The 17,437-nt window shown below is 71.5% G+C and carries 14 protein-coding genes and 1 pseudogene; 6 read left to right on the top strand and 9 right to left on the bottom strand.

Going from position 1 to position 17,437, the window contains the following annotated elements; all coding sequences use genetic code 11:
- The first annotated feature begins 175 nt into the window (after window positions 1-175).
- Window positions 176-796 (top strand): helix-turn-helix domain-containing protein, encoded by a 621-nt coding sequence (locus CCZ36_RS10005; RefSeq protein ID WP_069738250.1) that lies wholly within the window; start codon window positions 176-178, stop codon window positions 794-796.
- 153 nt (window positions 797-949) lie between these two features.
- On the opposite strand, the gene CCZ36_RS10000 is transcribed toward CCZ36_RS10005, so the two are convergent.
- The 4 genes from CCZ36_RS10000 to CCZ36_RS09985 form a co-directional block, all read right to left on the bottom strand.
- Complete coding sequence (locus CCZ36_RS10000) at window positions 950-1,609, bottom strand: CatB-related O-acetyltransferase (protein ID WP_069743818.1); 660 nt, start codon at window positions 1,607-1,609, stop codon at window positions 950-952.
- Window positions 1,610-1,736: 127 nt separating this feature from the next.
- Entirely contained in the window at window positions 1,737-2,486 is a 750-nt protein-coding gene (locus CCZ36_RS09995) for a DUF2071 domain-containing protein (RefSeq protein WP_128817482.1), read from the bottom strand.
- Window positions 2,483-2,851 (bottom strand): metalloregulator ArsR/SmtB family transcription factor, encoded by a 369-nt coding sequence (locus tag CCZ36_RS09990; RefSeq protein WP_069738253.1) that lies wholly within the window; start codon window positions 2,849-2,851, stop codon window positions 2,483-2,485. Before CCZ36_RS09990 ends, CCZ36_RS09995 begins: the two co-directional genes overlap by 4 nt.
- Window positions 2,852-3,009: 158 nt before the next feature.
- Window positions 3,010-3,651 carry a superoxide dismutase gene (locus tag CCZ36_RS09985; RefSeq protein WP_069738254.1) on the bottom strand — a complete coding sequence of 214 codons (642 nt, stop codon included), beginning with the start codon at window positions 3,649-3,651 and terminating at the stop codon, window positions 3,010-3,012.
- Between the two features lie 309 nt (window positions 3,652-3,960).
- Here CCZ36_RS09985 and tkt point away from each other — a divergent pair, with 309 nt between their 5' ends.
- Window positions 3,961-6,189: a transketolase gene (tkt, locus tag CCZ36_RS09980; RefSeq protein ID WP_069738255.1), complete on the top strand. Its 2,229-nt coding sequence runs from the start codon at window positions 3,961-3,963 to the stop codon at window positions 6,187-6,189.
- A gap of 124 nt (window positions 6,190-6,313) precedes the next feature.
- Here tkt and CCZ36_RS09975 read toward each other — a convergent pair whose 3' ends face one another.
- The 3 genes and pseudogenes from CCZ36_RS09975 to CCZ36_RS09965 form a co-directional block, all read right to left on the bottom strand.
- Complete coding sequence (locus CCZ36_RS09975; RefSeq protein ID WP_128817481.1) at window positions 6,314-7,384, bottom strand: glycerophosphodiester phosphodiesterase family protein; 1,071 nt, start codon at window positions 7,382-7,384, stop codon at window positions 6,314-6,316.
- A 232-nt stretch (window positions 7,385-7,616) separates the two neighbouring features.
- Window positions 7,617-9,098 (bottom strand): amino acid permease, encoded by a 1,482-nt coding sequence (locus CCZ36_RS09970; protein ID WP_128817480.1) that lies wholly within the window; start codon window positions 9,096-9,098, stop codon window positions 7,617-7,619.
- Between the two features lie 119 nt (window positions 9,099-9,217).
- Window positions 9,218-10,686 (bottom strand): annotated as a pseudogene (locus CCZ36_RS09965) (amino acid permease).
- 289 nt (window positions 10,687-10,975) lie between these two features.
- Between CCZ36_RS09965 and CCZ36_RS09960 the strand changes: the two are divergent.
- Window positions 10,976-11,569 carry a biotin transporter BioY gene (locus CCZ36_RS09960; protein WP_069738259.1) on the top strand — a complete coding sequence of 198 codons (594 nt, stop codon included), beginning with the start codon at window positions 10,976-10,978 and terminating at the stop codon, window positions 11,567-11,569.
- Window positions 11,570-11,576: 7 nt separating this feature from the next.
- Here CCZ36_RS09960 and CCZ36_RS09955 read toward each other — a convergent pair whose 3' ends face one another.
- Both CCZ36_RS09955 and CCZ36_RS09950 read right to left on the bottom strand, forming a co-directional pair.
- The gene (locus tag CCZ36_RS09955; RefSeq protein WP_128817478.1) at window positions 11,577-12,893 is read right to left on the bottom strand and encodes an FAD-binding oxidoreductase; all 1,317 of its coding nucleotides are present in this window, start codon (window positions 12,891-12,893) and stop codon (window positions 11,577-11,579) included.
- A gap of 108 nt (window positions 12,894-13,001) precedes the next feature.
- Window positions 13,002-14,435: an amino acid permease gene (locus CCZ36_RS09950; RefSeq protein ID WP_128817477.1), complete on the bottom strand. Its 1,434-nt coding sequence runs from the start codon at window positions 14,433-14,435 to the stop codon at window positions 13,002-13,004.
- 274 nt (window positions 14,436-14,709) lie between these two features.
- Between CCZ36_RS09950 and CCZ36_RS09945 the strand changes: the two genes are divergently transcribed.
- The 3 genes from CCZ36_RS09945 (at window position 14,710) to CCZ36_RS09935 (ending at window position 17,385) form a co-directional block, all read left to right on the top strand.
- A complete protein-coding gene (locus CCZ36_RS09945) occupies window positions 14,710-15,198 on the top strand; it encodes a ribose-5-phosphate isomerase (RefSeq protein WP_010062974.1) in 489 nt (162 codons plus the stop codon).
- Window positions 15,199-15,297: 99 nt separating this feature from the next.
- Window positions 15,298-16,131, top strand: a complete 834-nt coding sequence (locus tag CCZ36_RS09940) for an Fpg/Nei family DNA glycosylase (protein ID WP_128817476.1) — start codon at window positions 15,298-15,300, stop codon at window positions 16,129-16,131.
- A 159-nt stretch (window positions 16,132-16,290) separates the two neighbouring features.
- A complete protein-coding gene (locus CCZ36_RS09935; RefSeq protein ID WP_370738550.1) occupies window positions 16,291-17,385 on the top strand; it encodes a PP2C family protein-serine/threonine phosphatase in 1,095 nt (364 codons plus the stop codon).
- Window positions 17,386-17,437: the final 52 nt, after the last annotated feature.

Below are 17,437 nucleotides of genomic sequence, written 5' to 3'. Positions count from 1 at the left end.
CCCCCTTTTCCGTCTGTGCTTTCCTACGGAATCGGTGGCGACCTTTGCCGCCAAACCGGCAGGCAGCCGACAGAGGGCATGGAAGCGCCGGTGACAACTCCCCTACTCTCCGTGTGTGCACCCACCACTCCCCTTCAACGCACGGGCAGCGCGCGCCTTGCGCGAGAAGCTCGGGATGGCCCCCGGTCATGTCGCCTACGGCATGCGCGCGTCCTTCGGTACATCGCACATCACCCCCGAGCACGTGATCGCGTGGGAACGCGGCACGCACGTCCCGGACACGGGTGAACTGACGGCCCTGGCAGGCGCGTTGTGGTGCCAGCCAAGTGAACTGATGGGCCACCCCAGCACCTTGCTGGAACACCGCATCGCGCGCGGCGTCTCGGCCGAGGACGTCGCACGCGCCACGGGCCTGCCCCTCGACGCGTACCTGTCCATGGAGGAGGCCGGTCAATGGACCGGCGACAAACGGCAGTCGGCCAAGCTCGGCGAGGTCCTCCGTCTGCCTCCCCGCGACTTCATCGCGATCACCAGACTGGAGGAGGAGCTGGCCCGCCTCCTCACCGAGGCGGTCTCCACCCGCTGGCAGGCCCACATCCGCGCCATCGCCAAGCTGGTCTCCATGGACCGCCGTGACCTGAAGGCCCCATTGCAGGCCATGCAACAGGACTACCAGGCCCTGATGACGGCCACCCTGAGCCGGGCGGGCGGCACCACGGCATCCGGCGAGGACGGCCGCCGCTACGTCGAGAACATCGTCGACCACTTCTGGAGCCGGCTGCCGGGGTCGTCCTAGCCGTCGCCCCGGGGGGCTGCGGGCGGTCAACGGCCCGGACGCCGAGTTCGTCTTCCGGACTGCCGCGACCACCATCGAGGCCATGGCCGGCGCTGCGGTGGTACGGCGTCGTCGACGAGGGGGATGGTGCTCGAAGTCGACGCCTGCCCCGCCCTACACACCCCCCGGCGCCGCCGCCTCCAGCTCCGCCACCGTGCCCGACATCACCGTACGGATGTGGCGCGTGAGGTGCTCCGCAGGCCAGTCCCACCAGGCCACCGCCAAGAGGCGTGCGATGTCCTCCTCCTCGTAGCGGGTACGGATCAGGCGGGCCGGGTTGCCGCCGACGATGCCGTAGTCCGGGACGTCCGAGACGACCACGGACCGGGCGCTGATGATGGCGCCGTGCCCGATGCGGACGCCCGGCATGATCACCGCTTCGTAGCCGATCCAGACGTCGTTGCCGATCACGGTGTCGCCCCGGTTGGGGAGGTTCGTCAGCAGGTCGAAGTGGTCGGTCCAGGAGCCGCCGAGGGTCGGGAACGGGAACGTGGACGGGCCGTCCATACGGTGGTTGGAGCCGTTCATGATGAACCGCACCCCCGTGGCCAGCGCGCAGAACTTGCCGATCACCAGGCGTTCCGGGCCGTAGTGGTAGAGCACGTTCCGGGTCTCGAACTCCGTGGCGTGCTCGGGGTCGTCGTAGTAGGCGTAGTCGCCCACCTCGATCAGCTCCGAGGTGACCAGCGGCTTCAGCTGCACCACGCGCGGCTGGCCGGGCATCGGGTGCAGAGCGGTGGGGTCCGCCGGGACGGGTGCGGGGGCAGAACTCATGGCGCCATCGTGGCATCCGGGCCTGCCGATCCGCTGACCATTTCCGCCCCGGCCACCTCCCGCAGCCGCCCTGCGCGGCCCCCCTTCCCCGGCCGGTGCGGCTCCGGATCCGCCGACCGTCAACCCCCTACGCCGCTCCCGCTCCCGCCCCGCACCCCACCCGAAACGGCTCCCCCTGCGCCCAGTCCGCCGCCACGCCCCGCATCACCAGTGCGCTGTCCAGCACCGCGCTGCCCGGCGGGAAGCGGTCCAGGTCCTCGAAGAACGTGGAGCGTACGTGGCGGGGGCGGCCCGCCGTCACCTTCCAGGCGTCCGTGGAGAGTTCGAGGACGTCCAGGTGATCGCTCCCGGCGCGCGGGGAGAGGCCCCGGCTGCCCCGGCGGAAGAACTCCGACGCCTCCGCCAGGTCCGTGAACAGGCCGCTGCCGTGCAGTTCCCCGGCCGGCTCCACCGTGGCGTCCACCTCCACCTCGCCGTCCCGGGTCGCGAAGGCCACGCGTACGGCGTCGGCGTCCTCCCGCACCGTGAAGTCCGCGCGGCCGTGCTCGCCCGGGTAGATCCGGCCGCCCGCGAAAGCGTTGAGGCGGGAGGCGGTGTCGCGGCGCGGGATGTAGACGCCCTGCTCGACCCCGTCCGGGCCGTCCCACTCCACGGAGATGCGGTGCGCCGCGTTCTCGCTGGTCAGGCCGGTCGCGGCCGGGGCCCAGGCGGGGCGGACGCCGCCGATGCGGAGGAGACAGATTCCGGCCACCGCCTGGCCGCGCACCAGTTGGGGCCGCAGCGGCGCCGGCAGCAGGGCCGCCGCGACGTGCGGGTCCACCCGGTAGTTCACCAGGAGGCGGCGTTCGATGACGCTGGACAGCCGGGACCTGATCATGAGGCGTCGCCTTCCGGCGCGGAGCGCCACTTGGTGTTGCGGAGCACGATCTGCTCGGGGCAGACGCTGCTGAGGAAGCGGCCCACGCACAGGGCGAGCCGCTCCTCGGCGAGTGAGTAGAGGATGCGGTTGGCGTCCCGGCGCTCGGTGACGAGCCCGGCCCCCTTGAGTACGCCCAGGTGGCGTGAGATGGACGGGGCGCTGATCGAGAACCGGTTCGCGATCTCCCCGGCGGCCAGCTCGCCGCCCCGCAGGTCCTCCAGGATCTGGCGGCGAGTGGGGTCGGCGAGCGCGCGGAAGGCGCTCGCCTCGTCGTCGGGCGGAACGACGGGCGGAACGGCGGCCGGAGCGGCGGGTGAATCCATGTGTGCATGTTTAGCACATGAGCTAAATAGCTAAACACCGGCCATGGGAAAGCCCCCGCGAGTCACGTCCTCGCGGGGGCTCTCCGTTCATCCGCCTGCCCTGGTGAAGGTTGAGAAGACGATCACGAGGCAGGACGATTCCGGCGGGCCGGCGTCGCTCAGGGGGCGAGCAGCAGCACGTCCGCGCGCTCCTTGGCCGCCGCGTAGCGCTTGGCCACGTCCTGCCAGTTGACGACCTGCCACATCGCCTCGATGAAGTCCACCTTCTGGTTCTTGTACTGCAGGTAGAAGGCGTGCTCCCAGGCGTCGAAGACCAGGATCGGGACCGAGCCCTGGCCGACGTTGCCCTGGTGGTCGTAGACCTGCTCGACGATCAGCTTGCCGCTGACGGGCTCGTACGCGAGCACGCCCCAGCCCGAACCCTGCGTGGTGGCGGCGGCCTTCGTCAGCTGGGACTTGAAGCCCGCAAAGGAGCCGAAGGACTCGGTGATCGCGTCGGCGAGGTCGCCCACGCCGTCCGCCGCGAGGGGCTCGCCGCCGCCGTCGCCGGTCATGTTGTGCCAGTAGATCGAGTGCAGGATGTGGCCGGAGAGGTGGAACGCGAGGTTCTTCTGGAGGCCGTTGATCGCTCCCCAGGCCTCCTTGTCGCGGGCCTCTTCCAGCTGCTCCAGGGTGTCGTTCGCCCCCTTGACGTAAGCGGCGTGGTGCTTGTCGTGGTGCAGCTCGATGATTTGCGGGTTGATGACCGGTTCGAGCGCCGCGTAGTCGTACGGGAGTTCCGGGAGCGTGTACGTGGCCATGGTTCGAACCCTCCGACTGCTGGGAATGCCGTCCAGTTGTTATTGCAACCTATATGCAGGAGCAATCTACGAGCAGGCTAACAGCAGGAAGGTCCGCGAAGTGATCAGCCCTTCGGCCTAGGACCGGCGACCCCGCCCTTGCGTCGTTTTGACCGGCAAAGGTGGTTTGCTCTTTCTCCAGTGCTGCGTATGCCGTCGCGCGTTTGGTCCCGTCGTTCCGGGGGACCCGGCCCAGCAGCCGGGCGGTCGGTGCCGGGACCGCGTGCGCGCCGCCCGCAGACCCGCCCACCCTGTGACCAGGAGGACTCGATGGCACCCCGCAACGCCCCCGAAGCGACGGACGGCCCGGACCGTGGCCGCGATCCACGACTGGCCCCGCCCCTGGCCGAGGCGGCGGGCTGGAAGCCGCTCGACGTCCGCGCCGTCGACACCGTGCGGGTGCTCGCCGCCGACGCCGTGCAGAAGGCGGGCCACGGCCACCCGGGCACCGCGATGAGCCTGGCCCCGCTGGCGTACCTGCTGTTCCAGCAGGTGATGCGGCACGATCCGGCCGACGACCAGTGGATCGGCCGCGACCGCTTCGTGCTCTCCTGCGGCCACTCCAGCCTCACCCTGTACATCCAGCTCTATCTGAGCGGGTACGGGATGGAGCTGGACGATCTGAAGGCGCTGCGCACCTGGGGGTCCACCACCCCCGGCCACCCCGAGTACCGCCACACCCGGGGCGTCGAGATCACCACCGGGCCGCTCGGGCAGGGGCTCGCCTCCGCCGTCGGCATGGCCATGGCGGGGCGCCGGGAGCGCGGGCTCCTCGACCCCGACGCGCCCGCCGGCACCAGCCCCTTCGACCACCATGTGTACGTCGTCGCCTCCGACGGCGATCTGATGGAGGGCGTGACGTCCGAGGCCAGTTCGCTGGCCGGGCACCAGGAACTGGGCAACCTGATCGTCTTCTACGACTCCAACCACATCTCCATCGAGGACGACACCGACATCGCCTTCAGCGAGGACGTCACCGCCCGCTACGCCGCGTACGGCTGGCACGTCCAGACGGTCGACTTCACCCGGACCGGTGATTACGTCGAGGACGTCGACGCCCTGCTCGCCGCCGTCGAGGCCGCGAAGAGCGAGAGCGGCCGACCCTCCCTGATCCTGCTCCGTACGATCATCGGCTGGCCCGCGCCCACCAAGCAGAACACCGGCAAGGCCCACGGCTCCGCGCTCGGCGACGACGAGGTCGCCGCCACCAAGAAGCTGCTCGGCTTCGACCCGGACGCCGACTTCACCGTCGAGGACGACGTACTGGAGCACGCCCGCGCGGTCGTCCAGCGCGGGGCCTCCGCCCACCGCGCCTGGGAGCCCCGCTACCAGGCGTGGCGCGCCGCCCACCCCGAGCGCGCCGCACTCCTCGACCGGCTGCGGGAACAGAAGCTGCCGGAGGGCTGGACGGACAGCCTGCCCGTCTTCGACCCCGACCCCAAGGGCATCGCCACCCGCAAGGCCTCCGGCGACGTCCTCACCGCGCTGGCCCCCGTGCTCCCCGAGCTGTGGGGCGGTTCGGCCGACCTCGCCGGGAGCAACAACACCACCATGGAGGGCGAGCCGTCCTTCGTGCCGGAGGGGAAGCAGACGGGCGAGTTCCCCGGCAATCCGTACGGCCGCACGCTCCACTTCGGCATCCGCGAGCACGCCATGGGGGCGATCCTCAACGGCATCGCGCTCCAGAGCCTCACCCGGCCCTACGGCGGTACGTTCCTGATCTTCAGCGACTACATGCGCCCCGCCGTCCGGCTCGCCGCCCTGATGAAGCTGCCGGTCACCTACGTCTGGACCCACGACTCCATCGGCCTCGGCGAGGACGGCCCCACCCACCAGCCCGTCGAGCAACTGGCCGCACTCCGGGCGATCCCCGGCCTCGACGTCGTACGGCCCGCCGACGCCAACGAGACCTCCGTCTGCTGGCGCACCGTCCTGGAGCACCACGACCGGCCCGCCGGACTCGCCCTGACCCGGCAGCCGTTGCCGGTCCTGGAACGAGGCGCGGACTCCTGCGCCCCCGCGTCCGGCGCCGCCCGCGGCGGGTACGTCCTCGCCGACAGCCGCGGCGAGACGCCCGACGTCATCCTCGTCGGCACCGGATCCGAGGTCCACATCGCCCTGGAGGCGCGGGAGTCGCTGGCCGCAGACGGGGTCGACGCACGGGTGGTCTCGATGCCCTGCCGCGAGTGGTTCGCCGACCAGCCGTACGCCTACCAGGACGAGGTGCTGCCGCCCGGGGTCCGGGCCCGGGTCAGCGTCGAGGCGGCCGTCGCCCAGGGGTGGCGGGACATCGTGGGCGACGCGGGCCGCATGGTCAGCCTGGAGCACTTCGGTGCGTCCGCCGCCTACCAGCGCCTGTACGAGGAGTTCGGCATCACGCCCGCCGCGGTCGTCGAAGCCGCCCGGGAGAGCATCCGCGCGGCGGCCGGCCCCGTCCGGCCCGGCGGGGAGCGGCCCGGCGCGACCCCGACGGGCGGCGGTACGGGGGATGCCGGTTAGGGCGTGTCCGGCGCCGGACACACCCCAGGCCCGACGGCCACAGGGCCGGTGGGGGAGGCGTCCGGCCCCTCGCCCACCGGCCAGGCCCCCGCCCCCGACAGGCCCCACCGGCCAAGCCCTCCCGCTACCCCCGCAGGTCCTCCCTGGCCTGCACCGCGATGTCCGGGAAGTCCGTCACCACCGCGTCCACGCCCTGCCCGTAGTGGAGGGCGTACTCCGCGAAGGCGTCGCCGAAGGCGTTCGGGTCGGTGCCCCGGCGGTATGCGGCCGGGAGGTACTGGTTCTCCGCCCGGAAGGTGTACGCGCCGACCTTCAGGCCCGCCGCGTGGGCGTCCGCCAGCAGGGTGTGCGGCGGGACCAGCGAGGACTTGTCCGGGCCGATCCAGTCGGCGTACGAGGCGATCTCGCCCAGCCCGGCCGGGGTCATCATGTCCCGGTAGGTGATCCCGTGCCCGTACGGGCCGCCGCTCGTGCCCAGCGCCTGCCACAGCGGGAGGCCGAGGCGGGCGGCGGCCATCCGGCGCAGGCTGCCGGGCTCGAAGGACTGGACGACGCAGTCCCGGGCGGTCAGCCGGTTGCGGCGGATCACCCGGATCAGCTCCTCCTCCAGCGGCAGCCCGATCGAGCGGAAGTACGTGGGGTGCTTCGTCTCCGGGAACACCGCGATCCGCCGGCCCGACTCCCGCGACAGCCGCCGGGCCAGGTCCACGACCTCCTGGAACGTCAGCACCCGGCCCCGCCCGTCGAAGACCGTGTTGCGGTTGCGGACCAGCGGCAGCCGCTCCACCGTGCGCAGCGTCCGCAGCTCGCGCAGCGTGAAGTCCTCGGTGAACCAGCCGGTCACCGCCTTGCCGTCGACCGTCTTCGTGGTGCGGCGGTCCGCGAACTCCGGGCGGTCGGCGACATCCGTCGTTCCGCCGATCTCGTTCTCGTGCCGCACGACCAGAACATGGTCCTTCGTCGGCACGAGGTCCGGCTCGATCCAGTCGGCCCCGGCCCGTACGGCATAGGTGTACGCGTCGGCGGTGTGCTCGGGCCGCCAGCCCGCCGCCCCGCGATGCCCGATGACCAGGGGGCCCGAAGGGCGGTGGGGGTGACGGTCGCCGGCGGGGGCGGCGAGGGCGGGGGCGGTGGCCGCGGCGGTGACGGCGGCGGTGGCCAGGAGGATCGAACGACGCCTGGGGGCAACGGACATGACGGCTCCTCGGGTGGGGTGAGCCATCACGGAAGCGAGAACGGGTGACGGCCCGGGGTACGGCGCCCGGCCCTGCGATGTCCTGTCGGCCACGGACGCGCGCCGCGCCGGGGCCCGGCACCGGAGCGCGAGAGGCCGAAACGCCGAAACGCCGGGCTCCGCCCCGATCGTACGAGGAGGAGCCCGGCGTTCGTAGAGGCCGTGCGGGAGCCGTACGGGAGCCGGGCCGTGACTACTTCCGCTGCGCCGGGATCTCGGCCGCGGCGCCGGTGCCGGCCCCCGCGCCCGTGCCGTCGCCGGTTCCCTCGTCGCCCCGCCGCCGCTGACGCAGCAGACCGAGTCCGATCAGCGCCACCGTCAGAGCCCCCGTGGCCAGCAGCTGGTCACGGGTGTCCGGCTGGCGCAGCATCAGCAGGAAGATGCCCGCCATGGCCGCGAGCGCGACGACCGTGCCGATCGGGTAGAACCACATCCGGACGACCAGGGTCTCCGGCGCCTCCCGCTCGGTGCGCCGGCGCAGGATCAGCTGCGAGACCGCGATGAAGATCCACACCACCAGGATCACCGCGCCGATCATGTTCAGCAGCCAGGGGAAGACGTCGTCCGGCCGCCAGTAGCTGAGCAGCACGCACAGGAACCCGAAGACCGAGGAGAACATCACCGCGTTGCGCGGCACCCCGGAGGAGATCCTTCCGAGCACCGACGGGCCCTGGCCGCGCGCGACCAGCGAACGGGCCATGCGGGACGCGCCGTAGATGTTGGCGTTCATCGCGGAGAGCAGCGCGATGAGGATGACCACGTTCATGATCTGCGCGGCGCTGCCGACGCCCAGGTGGTCGAGCATCGCGTAGAACGGGCCGACCTCGGCGACCTTCGGGTCGTCCCAGGGGACCAGCGTGACGATGACCGCCATCGAGCCGATGTAGAAGACCGCGATGCGCCACATCGCCGTACGGACCGCCTTCGCGACGCCCCGCACCGGGTTCTCGGACTCGGCCGCCGCGATGGTGACGGTCTCCAGACCGCCGTACGCGAAGACGGAGGCGAGGAGCCCGATGATGAAGCCGTCCATGCCCTTCGGCAGGAAGCCGCCGTCACCTGTGAGGTTGGTGAGGCCGGGCGCGTCCGTGTCCGGCAGCACGCCGAAGATCGCCAGCAGGCCGAGCACCAGGAACAAGGTGATCGCGATGACCTTGAGCGCGGCGAACCAGAACTCGAATTCGCCGAAGTTCTTCACGGCGGCCAGGTTCGTGCCCAGGAAGATCACCATGAACAGGGCGACCCAGGCCCATTCCGGGGTCCCGGGCAGCCAGCCGCTGACGATCTGCGCGGCACCGATGCCCTCCAGGCCCACGGCGACGCAGAGCAGGAACCAGAAGGACCAGCCCGCGGTGAACCCGGCCCACGGGCCGATCGCCCGCTCGGCGTGCACGGAGAAGGAGCCGGAAGCCGGGTTGGCGGCCGACATCTCGCCGAGCATGCGCATCACCATCATGACGAGCAGCCCGGATATGGCGTACGCGACGATGATCGAGGGTCCGGCGGCGGCGATCCCGGCGCCCGAGCCGACGAAGAGCCCGGCGCCGATCACCCCGCCGAGGGCGATCATCGAGAGGTGGCGCTGCTTGAGGCCGTGGGTGAGCGCGGAGTCCGCCGAGGGCCCTACGGGGGCCGCGGAGTCTGCGGTGGGGGGAGACGCGGAGGTCCGAGGCATGGACGAGCTCTGTTCGTTAGCTGAGACAGGGGATGACCCCACAGTCTGAGCATCCGTACCGCTCACAGGGAATGACTGTCCGGTATACGGTCACCAGGCTCACACAAGGTGCACACGCGCTACCGATCGGTGAACGCCGAGCGCTCCTGGCCGTGACCCCGGGATCCCCTGCGGTCCCGCCACTCGCGCCCCACCGCGACCAGCAGCACCAGCGCTGTCGCCGCCGCCGACCACAGCACCTGCGGCCGGGCCGCGTCGTCGGTCAGCATCAGCAGCAGCACCCCCAGGAGCCCGGCCAGCGTCACCCAGGTCAGATACGGGAACCACCACATCCGCAGCGCGAGCGCGCCGGGGGCCTCCTGCTCCAGCCGGGCGCGCAGCCGCAGCTGGGAGGCGGCGATCAGCGCCCAGACGAACAGCAGGACCGCGCCGACCGAGTTGAGCATGTAGAGGAAGACCGTGTCGGGCCACACCAGATTGAGCAGGACGGAGACGAAACCGAAGGCCACCGACGCCAGCACCGCCCGCCGCGGCACCCCGCCCGCCTGGCCGGAGGAGCCGTCGGCGCCGCCGCCCGAGACCTTCAGCAGCCCGCGCGGCGCCTCCCCGCGCTCCGCCAGCGAGAAGATCATGCGGGAGGAGCCGTACAGATTGGCGTTGAGCGCCGAGAGCAGCGCCACGAACACCACGATGTTCATGACCTGCCCGGCCGACGGCACCCCGATCGCGTCCAGCACCTTCACATACGGGCTCAGCCCGGCCTGCTGCGCGGTCCACGGCAGCACGGTCACGATCACCAGCATCGAGCCGACGTAGAAGAAGAGGATCCGCACCACCGCACTGCGCACCGCCCGGCCCACCGCACGCGCCGGGTCGTCCGTCTCGGCGGCGGCGATGGTGACGACCTCCAGGCCGCCGAAGGCGAACACCACGGTCAGCACACCGGAGACGACCCCGCCCCAGCCGTTCGGCAGAAAACCCCCTTGCCCGGTCAGGTTGGCCATCCCGACCGGGTCGGTGTCCGGCAGCAGGCCGAAGACCGCCAGCCCGCCGAGCACCAGGAAGACCACGATCGCGCCGACCTTCAACGACGCGAACCAGAACTCGAACTCGCCGAAGTTCTTCACCGCCGTCAGGTTCGCCACGGTGAACACCACCATGAACAGCAGCACCCACGCCCAGGGCTCGACGGCCGGCACCCAGCCGTGGGCGATCTGCGCGGCCGCCGTCGCCTCCACGGCGAGGACCACCACCAGCAGGAACCAGTACAGCCAGCCGACGCTGAACCCGGCCCACCGCCCGAGCGCGCGTTCCGCGTGCACGGAGAACGAACCGGAGGCGGGCATCGCGGCCGACATCTCGCCCAGCATCCGCATCACCAGCATCGCGAGCGCCCCCGCGATCAGATACGAGACGACGATCGCGGGCCCCGCCACCGCGATTCCGGCGCCCGAGCCCACGAACAGACCCGCCCCGATCACCCCGCCGAGCCCCAGCATCGTCAGATGGCGCTGCTTGAGCCCGTGCGCCAGCGGCTCGGCGGGGGCAGCGGGCGAGGTGGCGGCAGGGGTGGGGGAGCCTCGTGCATGGGGTGCGGTTCACTCTCGGATGATTTATGGGGAACCTACAGTCTGGGGCCGCGGTCCCTCTCCCGCCAAAACGGACCCCCACCCGCCCGACCTCAGTGACGAGCGTCACGCGGGAACGCGATTGCGTCGCAGGCTTTGTGTGAATCCCACCAACCCATCAACCACCGCTTTGTGGGCGGCTGATGGTGAACGAGCGTTGACCCGTGGACTAACGTCGGCGAGAGCCCGACCCCACCCCGACCGCCGGGGGCCGCCCCGGCCCACCAGCCCTCAACCCGCGGAGTCCCGATGAGCACTGCTGCCGCCCCCGTCCGCTCCGGAGCGGTCCTCGCCGACCTGCTGCCCGCAGCCCGGCACCGCTACGCCGTGGACGCGGCCCTCGTCCTCGGCGGCGCGGCCCTGACCGGTATCGCGGCCCAGATAGCCGTCCCGGTGCCCGGCTCCCCGGTCCCGGTCACCGGCCAGACCTTCGCCGCGCTCCTCATCGGCACCGCGCTGGGCGCCCGCCGCGGCTTCCTCTCGCTGGCGCTGTACGCGCTCGTCGGCATGGCGGGCGTGCCGTGGTTCGCGGAGGCCAGCTCGGGGTGGAGCATGCCGTCGCTCGGCTATGTCTTCGGCATGCTGCTGGCCGCCACCGTCGTCGGCGCCCTCGCCCGGCGCGGCGCGGACCGCTCGATGCTGCGCACCGCCGGCACGATGGTGCTCGGCTCCGCGATCATCTACGCCATCGGCGTGCCCTACCTCGCGCTCTCCACCGGGATGTCGCTGAGCGCGGCCGTCGCGGCAGGCCTCACCCCGTTCCTGATCGGCGACGCCCTCAAGGCGGCGCTGGCCATGGGCGTCCTGCCGACCACCTGGAAGCTGCTGGGCCGCCGCGGCTGACCAGTCCTCAGCCCTCGTAAGGCCCTCCGAAGAGGCCCGCCGGATCGTACTGGGAGACCAGACCGGCGAGCCTCTTCGCCGTTTCCGGCTCATGGAAACCGGTCGTACGGTCCCCGCCGCCGAAGGAGAAGTTCAGCGCCCGCCCCAGCACCCGCGGCCCCAGTACCCCGGACACCTCCCCGTACAGCGAGCGCACCGACGCCACGTCCGTACCGTCCAGCGGCGACAGCAGTCGCAGCAGGAAGCCCGCGTCCCGGTAGGGCACCGCGCTCGCCGGCTCCGGCCGCTCGGCCAACGCCCCGCCCAAGTGACTGAGCTGCACCACGTTCATCGTCGGCGCCCCGGGGCCGGTCAGTTCCAGAACCCGCGCCGCCCGCCCCGCGTCCAGCTCCCCGAGCATCAGCCCCTCCCCGTAGTACGCGTGCGGGAACGGCGGGTCGTTGTGGATCGTGGGGCTCTCGGCGTACGGCATCTCCCGCAACGAGTCCGCCAGGGGCGGCCCGATCGCCCGCAGCGGCGCCACCAGCCGCTCGCCCTCCGCCGCGTCCCCCGTGAACGCGACCCGCACCGAGACGACGTACCGCCCGCGCACCTCCTCGGGCACCTGCGGCAGGTTCGGATAGGGCAGCGCGGCCAGAGTGGACGTCAGGGTGTCCGGTACGGTCCGGGTCCATTCCAGATAGCGGGCCATCACCTCGGCCGCCCGTTCCCCGTCGAACGCGATCGCGCCTCCGTACAGCCGCTCCACCGCCACCAGACCGATCTCCAGCGAGGTCACCACCCCCAGTCGGCGCCCGCCACCGCGCAGCCCCCAGAACAGCTCCGGCTCGCGCTCCGGCGTGACCCGGCGCAGAGCACCGTCGGCGGTCACCACCTCCAGCGCCCGGACATGATCGGCGGCGTACCCGAACCGCCGCGCCAGGATGCCCAGCCCGCCGCCCAGCGTGTACGAGACCGCACCCACGGAGGGCGACGAGCCGTTGAGCGGGGCGAGACCGTGCGGGGCCGCCGCCGCGGTCACCGCGCCCCAGGCCGCGCCCGCGCCGATCGCGGCGGTGCGGGCGACCGGGTCGACGGTGACGGAGTCCAGGGCGCCGGTGGCCACGAGGACGCCGCCCTCGACCGCTCCGGGCAGCCCGTGTCCGGTGGCGTGCGCGGCGACGCGCAGCCCGTGCCCGGCGGCGTACACCACGGCCTCCCGTACGTCGTCGGCGGTACGGGCCTCGATCAGCCGGTCCGGCCGGATCGGGAAGCCGGTCTGGAAGGTGGTGGGACCCGCGGGGCGTTCGGTGCCCGCGGATGCGCCTGAGGATGCGGAAACCATGAGGGGAGGCTCTCCTTCGCTCGCGTGGTGGACGGTGCGAAGAAGAGCCTCCCCTGGATACCTGACAACCTCCGTCAGGTATCGATCACGCGGGCGGAGTTCCGGGCCCTACTCGGCGACGGCCTTGCGGTCGCGCATCTCCCGGAACAGCGAGATGCCCACCACCAGAGCCGCGACCAGCAACGACAGCACGACCTGCTCGCGAGCGGTGTCGTCGGTCAGCATGTAGACCAGGACGAAGGAGATCGCCGCGATCGTCGCCCAGGTGAGGTAGGGGAAGAGCCACATCCGTACGACCAGCTTGCCCGGGGTCTCGCGCAGGATGATCCCGCGCATCCGCAGCTGGGTGAAGCAGATGACCAGCCACACGAAGAGCGCGACCGCCCCGGAGGAGTTCAGCAGGAACTGGAACACCGTGTCCGGCCACTGGTAGTTGAAGAACACCGCCACGAAGCCGAAGACGACCGAGGACAGGATCGCCGCCTGCGGCACACCGCGCCGGTTGACCCTGGCGAAGGACTTCGGCGCGTCGCCCCGCTCCCCGAGCGAGAACGCCATCCTGGAGGCCGTGTACAGGCCGGAGTTGAGACACGACAGCACGGCCGTCAGCACGATGAAGTCCATGACGTTGCCGGCCTGCGGGATCCCGATCGAGTCGAGGGCGGCGACATAGCTGCCCTTCTCCAGGATCGACGGGTCGTTCCACGGCAGCAGCGTCAGCACGACGAAGATCGAGCCGAGGTAGAAGACGGCGATACGCCAGATCACGCTGTTGGTGGCCTTCGACACCGCGCGCTGCGGGTCGGAGGACTCGCCGGCGGCCAGCGTCACGATCTCACTGCCCATGAACGAGAAGACGACCATCAGCACACCGGTCAGGATCGCGCCCGGTCCCTCGGGGAAGAACCCGCCGCTGTCCGTCAGATGGGCCAGACCCGACCCCGGATGGTCCGAACCGGGCAGCAGCCCGAAGACCGCGAGGAAACCGACGACCACGAACGCGGCGATCGCCACGACCTTGATCCCGGCGAACCAGAACTCGAACTCGCCGTAACTGCCCACCGATACCAGGTTGGTGGCGGTCAGCACGACCATCACGAGCAGCGCCCAGGCCCACTGGGGCACGCCCGGGATCCAGTTCTCCAGGATCGCCGCGCCCGCCGTGGCCTCGACGGCCAGCACCACGACCCAGAAGAACCAGTACAGCCAGCCGATGGAGAACCCGGCCCAACGGCCCAGCGCCTGGTCGGCGTAGGCGGAGAAGGAGCCGGAGCTCGGCCGGGCGGCGGCCATCTCGCCGAGCATCCGCATCACGAGGACGACCATCAGGCCGACCATCGCGTACGAGATCAGGATCGCCGGACCCGCGGCGGCGATGCCCGCGCTGGATCCCACGAAGAGCCCGGCGCCGATCACGCCGCCGATCGCGATCATCGAGAGGTGGCGGTTCTTCAGGCCTGCCTGAAGCCCGCCCGACGAGTCCGGCCGGTCCGGCTCACCGGGCTCCTGACCCGGCTTCGCCGGCGTCGTCTGCGACGTCATGGGGGGATTCCTTACCTTTTCGAGCATGAGGGTCTGCCGTGCTCCGCCGTGGCGTGCTGTCCGTGGGGTGTGCGAAGACAAGGCCACGCATTCAAGCCCGATGCAAGGAGGAAGGGGAACCCTCCTTTCGGATCGTTTGCCTGATCATTGCTTGAGTGGTGTTCGCCACACAAAAATCGGGACCACACCTGCGAATCATCGAATCGGGGCCTGCGCCCCTCCGGGGACCGCCCCGGGACGGTCGCCCCGCCGAGTTCGTGCCACACTTCGCACCATGCGCGTGTACCTCGGATCCGACCATGCCGGCTACGAACTCAAGAACCACCTCGTCGAGTGGCTCGGCGCTCACGGCCACGAGGCCGTCGACTGCGGCCCCCACATCTACGACGCCCAGGACGACTACCCGCCGTTCTGCCTGCGGGCCGCCGAGAAGACGGCCGCCGACCCGGACAGCCTCGGCATCGTGATCGGCGGCTCCGGCAACGGCGAGCAGATCGCCGCCAACAAGGTCAAGGGCGTCCGCGCCGCGCTGGCCTGGAGCGAGCAGACCGCCGCCCTCGGCCGCGAGCACAACAACGCCAACGTCGTCGCGATCGGCGGCCGGATGCACACGGTCGAGGAGTCCACGAAGTTCGTCGAGATCTTCCTCTCCACGCCGTACTCGAACGAGGAGCGCCACACGCGCCGCATCGAGATGCTCTCGGCGTACGAGAACACCGGCGAACTCCCGCCGATCCCGGCCCACCACCCCCAGCAGGGCTGATCCGCTCCCCCTCCTAGCGTGCCGCCGGGTCCCGGATCCGGCGGCACGGCCATGTCACCGCCACCGCCACCCGCTGTCGCCTGTCGCAGGAGCTCCGCCGTGCCCGAGGGACACACCATCCGCCGCCTCGCTGACGATCACAGCGAACGGTTCACCGGCGCACCGGTCCGGGTGAGCAGTCCGCAGGGCAAGTTCTTCGACAGCGCGGCCCTGCTCGACGGGCACACCCTCACCGCCACCGACGCCCACGGCAAACATCTCTTCCTCGGCTTCGGCGACACCGGCTGGGTCCACATCCACCTCGGCCTCTTCGGCAAGCTCGGCTTCGGCGCCGCCCCGCCCCCGCCGCCCACCGACACCGTCCGCCTCCGCCTGGCCAACGCCGGCCACTACGCGGATCTGCGCGGCCCCACCACCTGCGCCCTGATCACCGAGCCCGAGAAGCGCGCGATACACGAGCGGCTGGGCCCGGACCCGCTGCGCGGCGACGAGGACGGGGAGCGCGCCTGGCTGCGGATCTCCCGCAGCCGGACCACCATCGCCGCCCTGCTGATGGACCAGAAGGTCATCGCGGGCGTCGGCAACGTCTACCGCGCCGAGGTCCTCTTCCGCCACGGCATCGACCCGTACCGCACGGGCCGCGACCTCACCCGCGCCGAGTGGGACACGCTCTGGGCGGACCTGGTGGAGCTGATGCGCGAAGGCGTACGCAACAACCGCATCGATACCGTCCGCCCCGAACACCTCCCCGAGGCCATGGGCCGCCCGCCCCGCAAGGACGACCACGGCGGCGAGGTCTACGTCTACCGGCGCGCGAACCTGCCCTGCCACATCTGCGGTACGGAGATCCGCACCGCGGACCTGGTCTCCCGCAACCTCTTCTGGTGCCCCCGGTGCCAGCCCACCGGCCCCTCCGGCGGCGGAAAAGGCTGAAAACCGCCCGAAGAAGACCGGCGGGAACGCGCGGACGACCCCATTTCGAGCGCATTGTCACCGGGGTCCCCCTGCACCGGAGGCGTTCGGGTGGATAAGGTCCCGGCAGTGGCCCGTAGCGGAGGAACAGACGACTTCTGGGCCCGGTGGCGCAGAAAGATGCACCGGGCCCGTATCGGGCTGCGCAAATCCGGGGTCGACTACTTCCGCGGCGACGGCTCCGACTGGATCGCCCTGGCCGGTCTGCTGCTGACGATCCCGGCCATCACCATGGCCACCGTCGTCAGCCCGATCTGGATCGACCCGGCCGCTCTCGCCCTGCCCATCGTGGCGGGCGGCCTCCTGCTGCGCCCCTCCAGCCTGCTGGGCCTGTACGCGACGGCCGCCGGCGCGCTGATCGTGGAGGCGCTCACCCTCGGCCCGTACCTCGACGGCCCCGCCCGGGTCACCCCGGGCACCGTGCTCGTGGTCGCCGCCTGCGGGTTCTTCGGGCTGATCCTCGCCCAGTTCCGGGCCCGGGTCGGTGTGCCCTGGCGGCGCGGCGGCACGATGCTCTTCGACCTGCGCGAACGCATCCGGGTCCAGAGTTCCCTGCCCCGGCTGCCGCAGGGCTGGCACCGCGAGATGGCCCTGCGCCCGGCCGGCGGCCAGTCGTTCTCCGGGGACTTCGTCGTCGCGGCCCGCACCCACGGGGGCCGCACCCTGGAAGCGGTCCTCACGGACGTCTCCGGCAAGGGTATGGACGCGGGCTCCCGGGCGCTGCTGCTGTCCGGCGCCTTCGGCGGGCTGCTCGGCTCGCTGCCCCCGCACGCCTTCCTGCCCGCCGCCAACGGCTATCTGCTGCGCCAGGACTGGGACGAGGGGTTCGCCACCTCCATCCACCTGGTGCTCGACCTGGAGTCGGGCGACTACGAGATCTATTCGGCGGGGCATCCGCCCGCCCTCCAGCTGCACGCGGGCAGCGGCCAGTGGGAGGAGAAGTCGGGGGAGGGGCCCCTGCTCGGCGTCTACGACGGGGCCGAGTTCGACGCGGTCAAGGGCTCGCTCGCACCCGGCGACGTCCTGATGCTCTTCACCGACGGCCTGGTGGAGGCCTCCGACCGGGACATCGCCGAAGGCATCGACCGGCTGACGGGCGAGGCCGACCGCTATGTCTCCACCGGCTTCGAGGGCGCGGCCTGGCATCTGATCGAGGCCTGCGCCAAGGACGTCAACGACGACCGGGCGCTGCTGCTGCTCTCCCGCCGGGCCTGAGGCGGCCTCCGGCGCCCTGGGGGGCCGGGTTGGACCCCGGACGGCGGGGAGA

It is taken from the genome of Streptomyces sp. S063 (assembly GCF_002832675.1).
Taxonomy (GTDB): domain Bacteria; phylum Actinomycetota; class Actinomycetes; order Streptomycetales; family Streptomycetaceae; genus Streptomyces; species Streptomyces sindenensis.
This window is presented reverse-complemented; position numbering and strand designations above follow the sequence as displayed.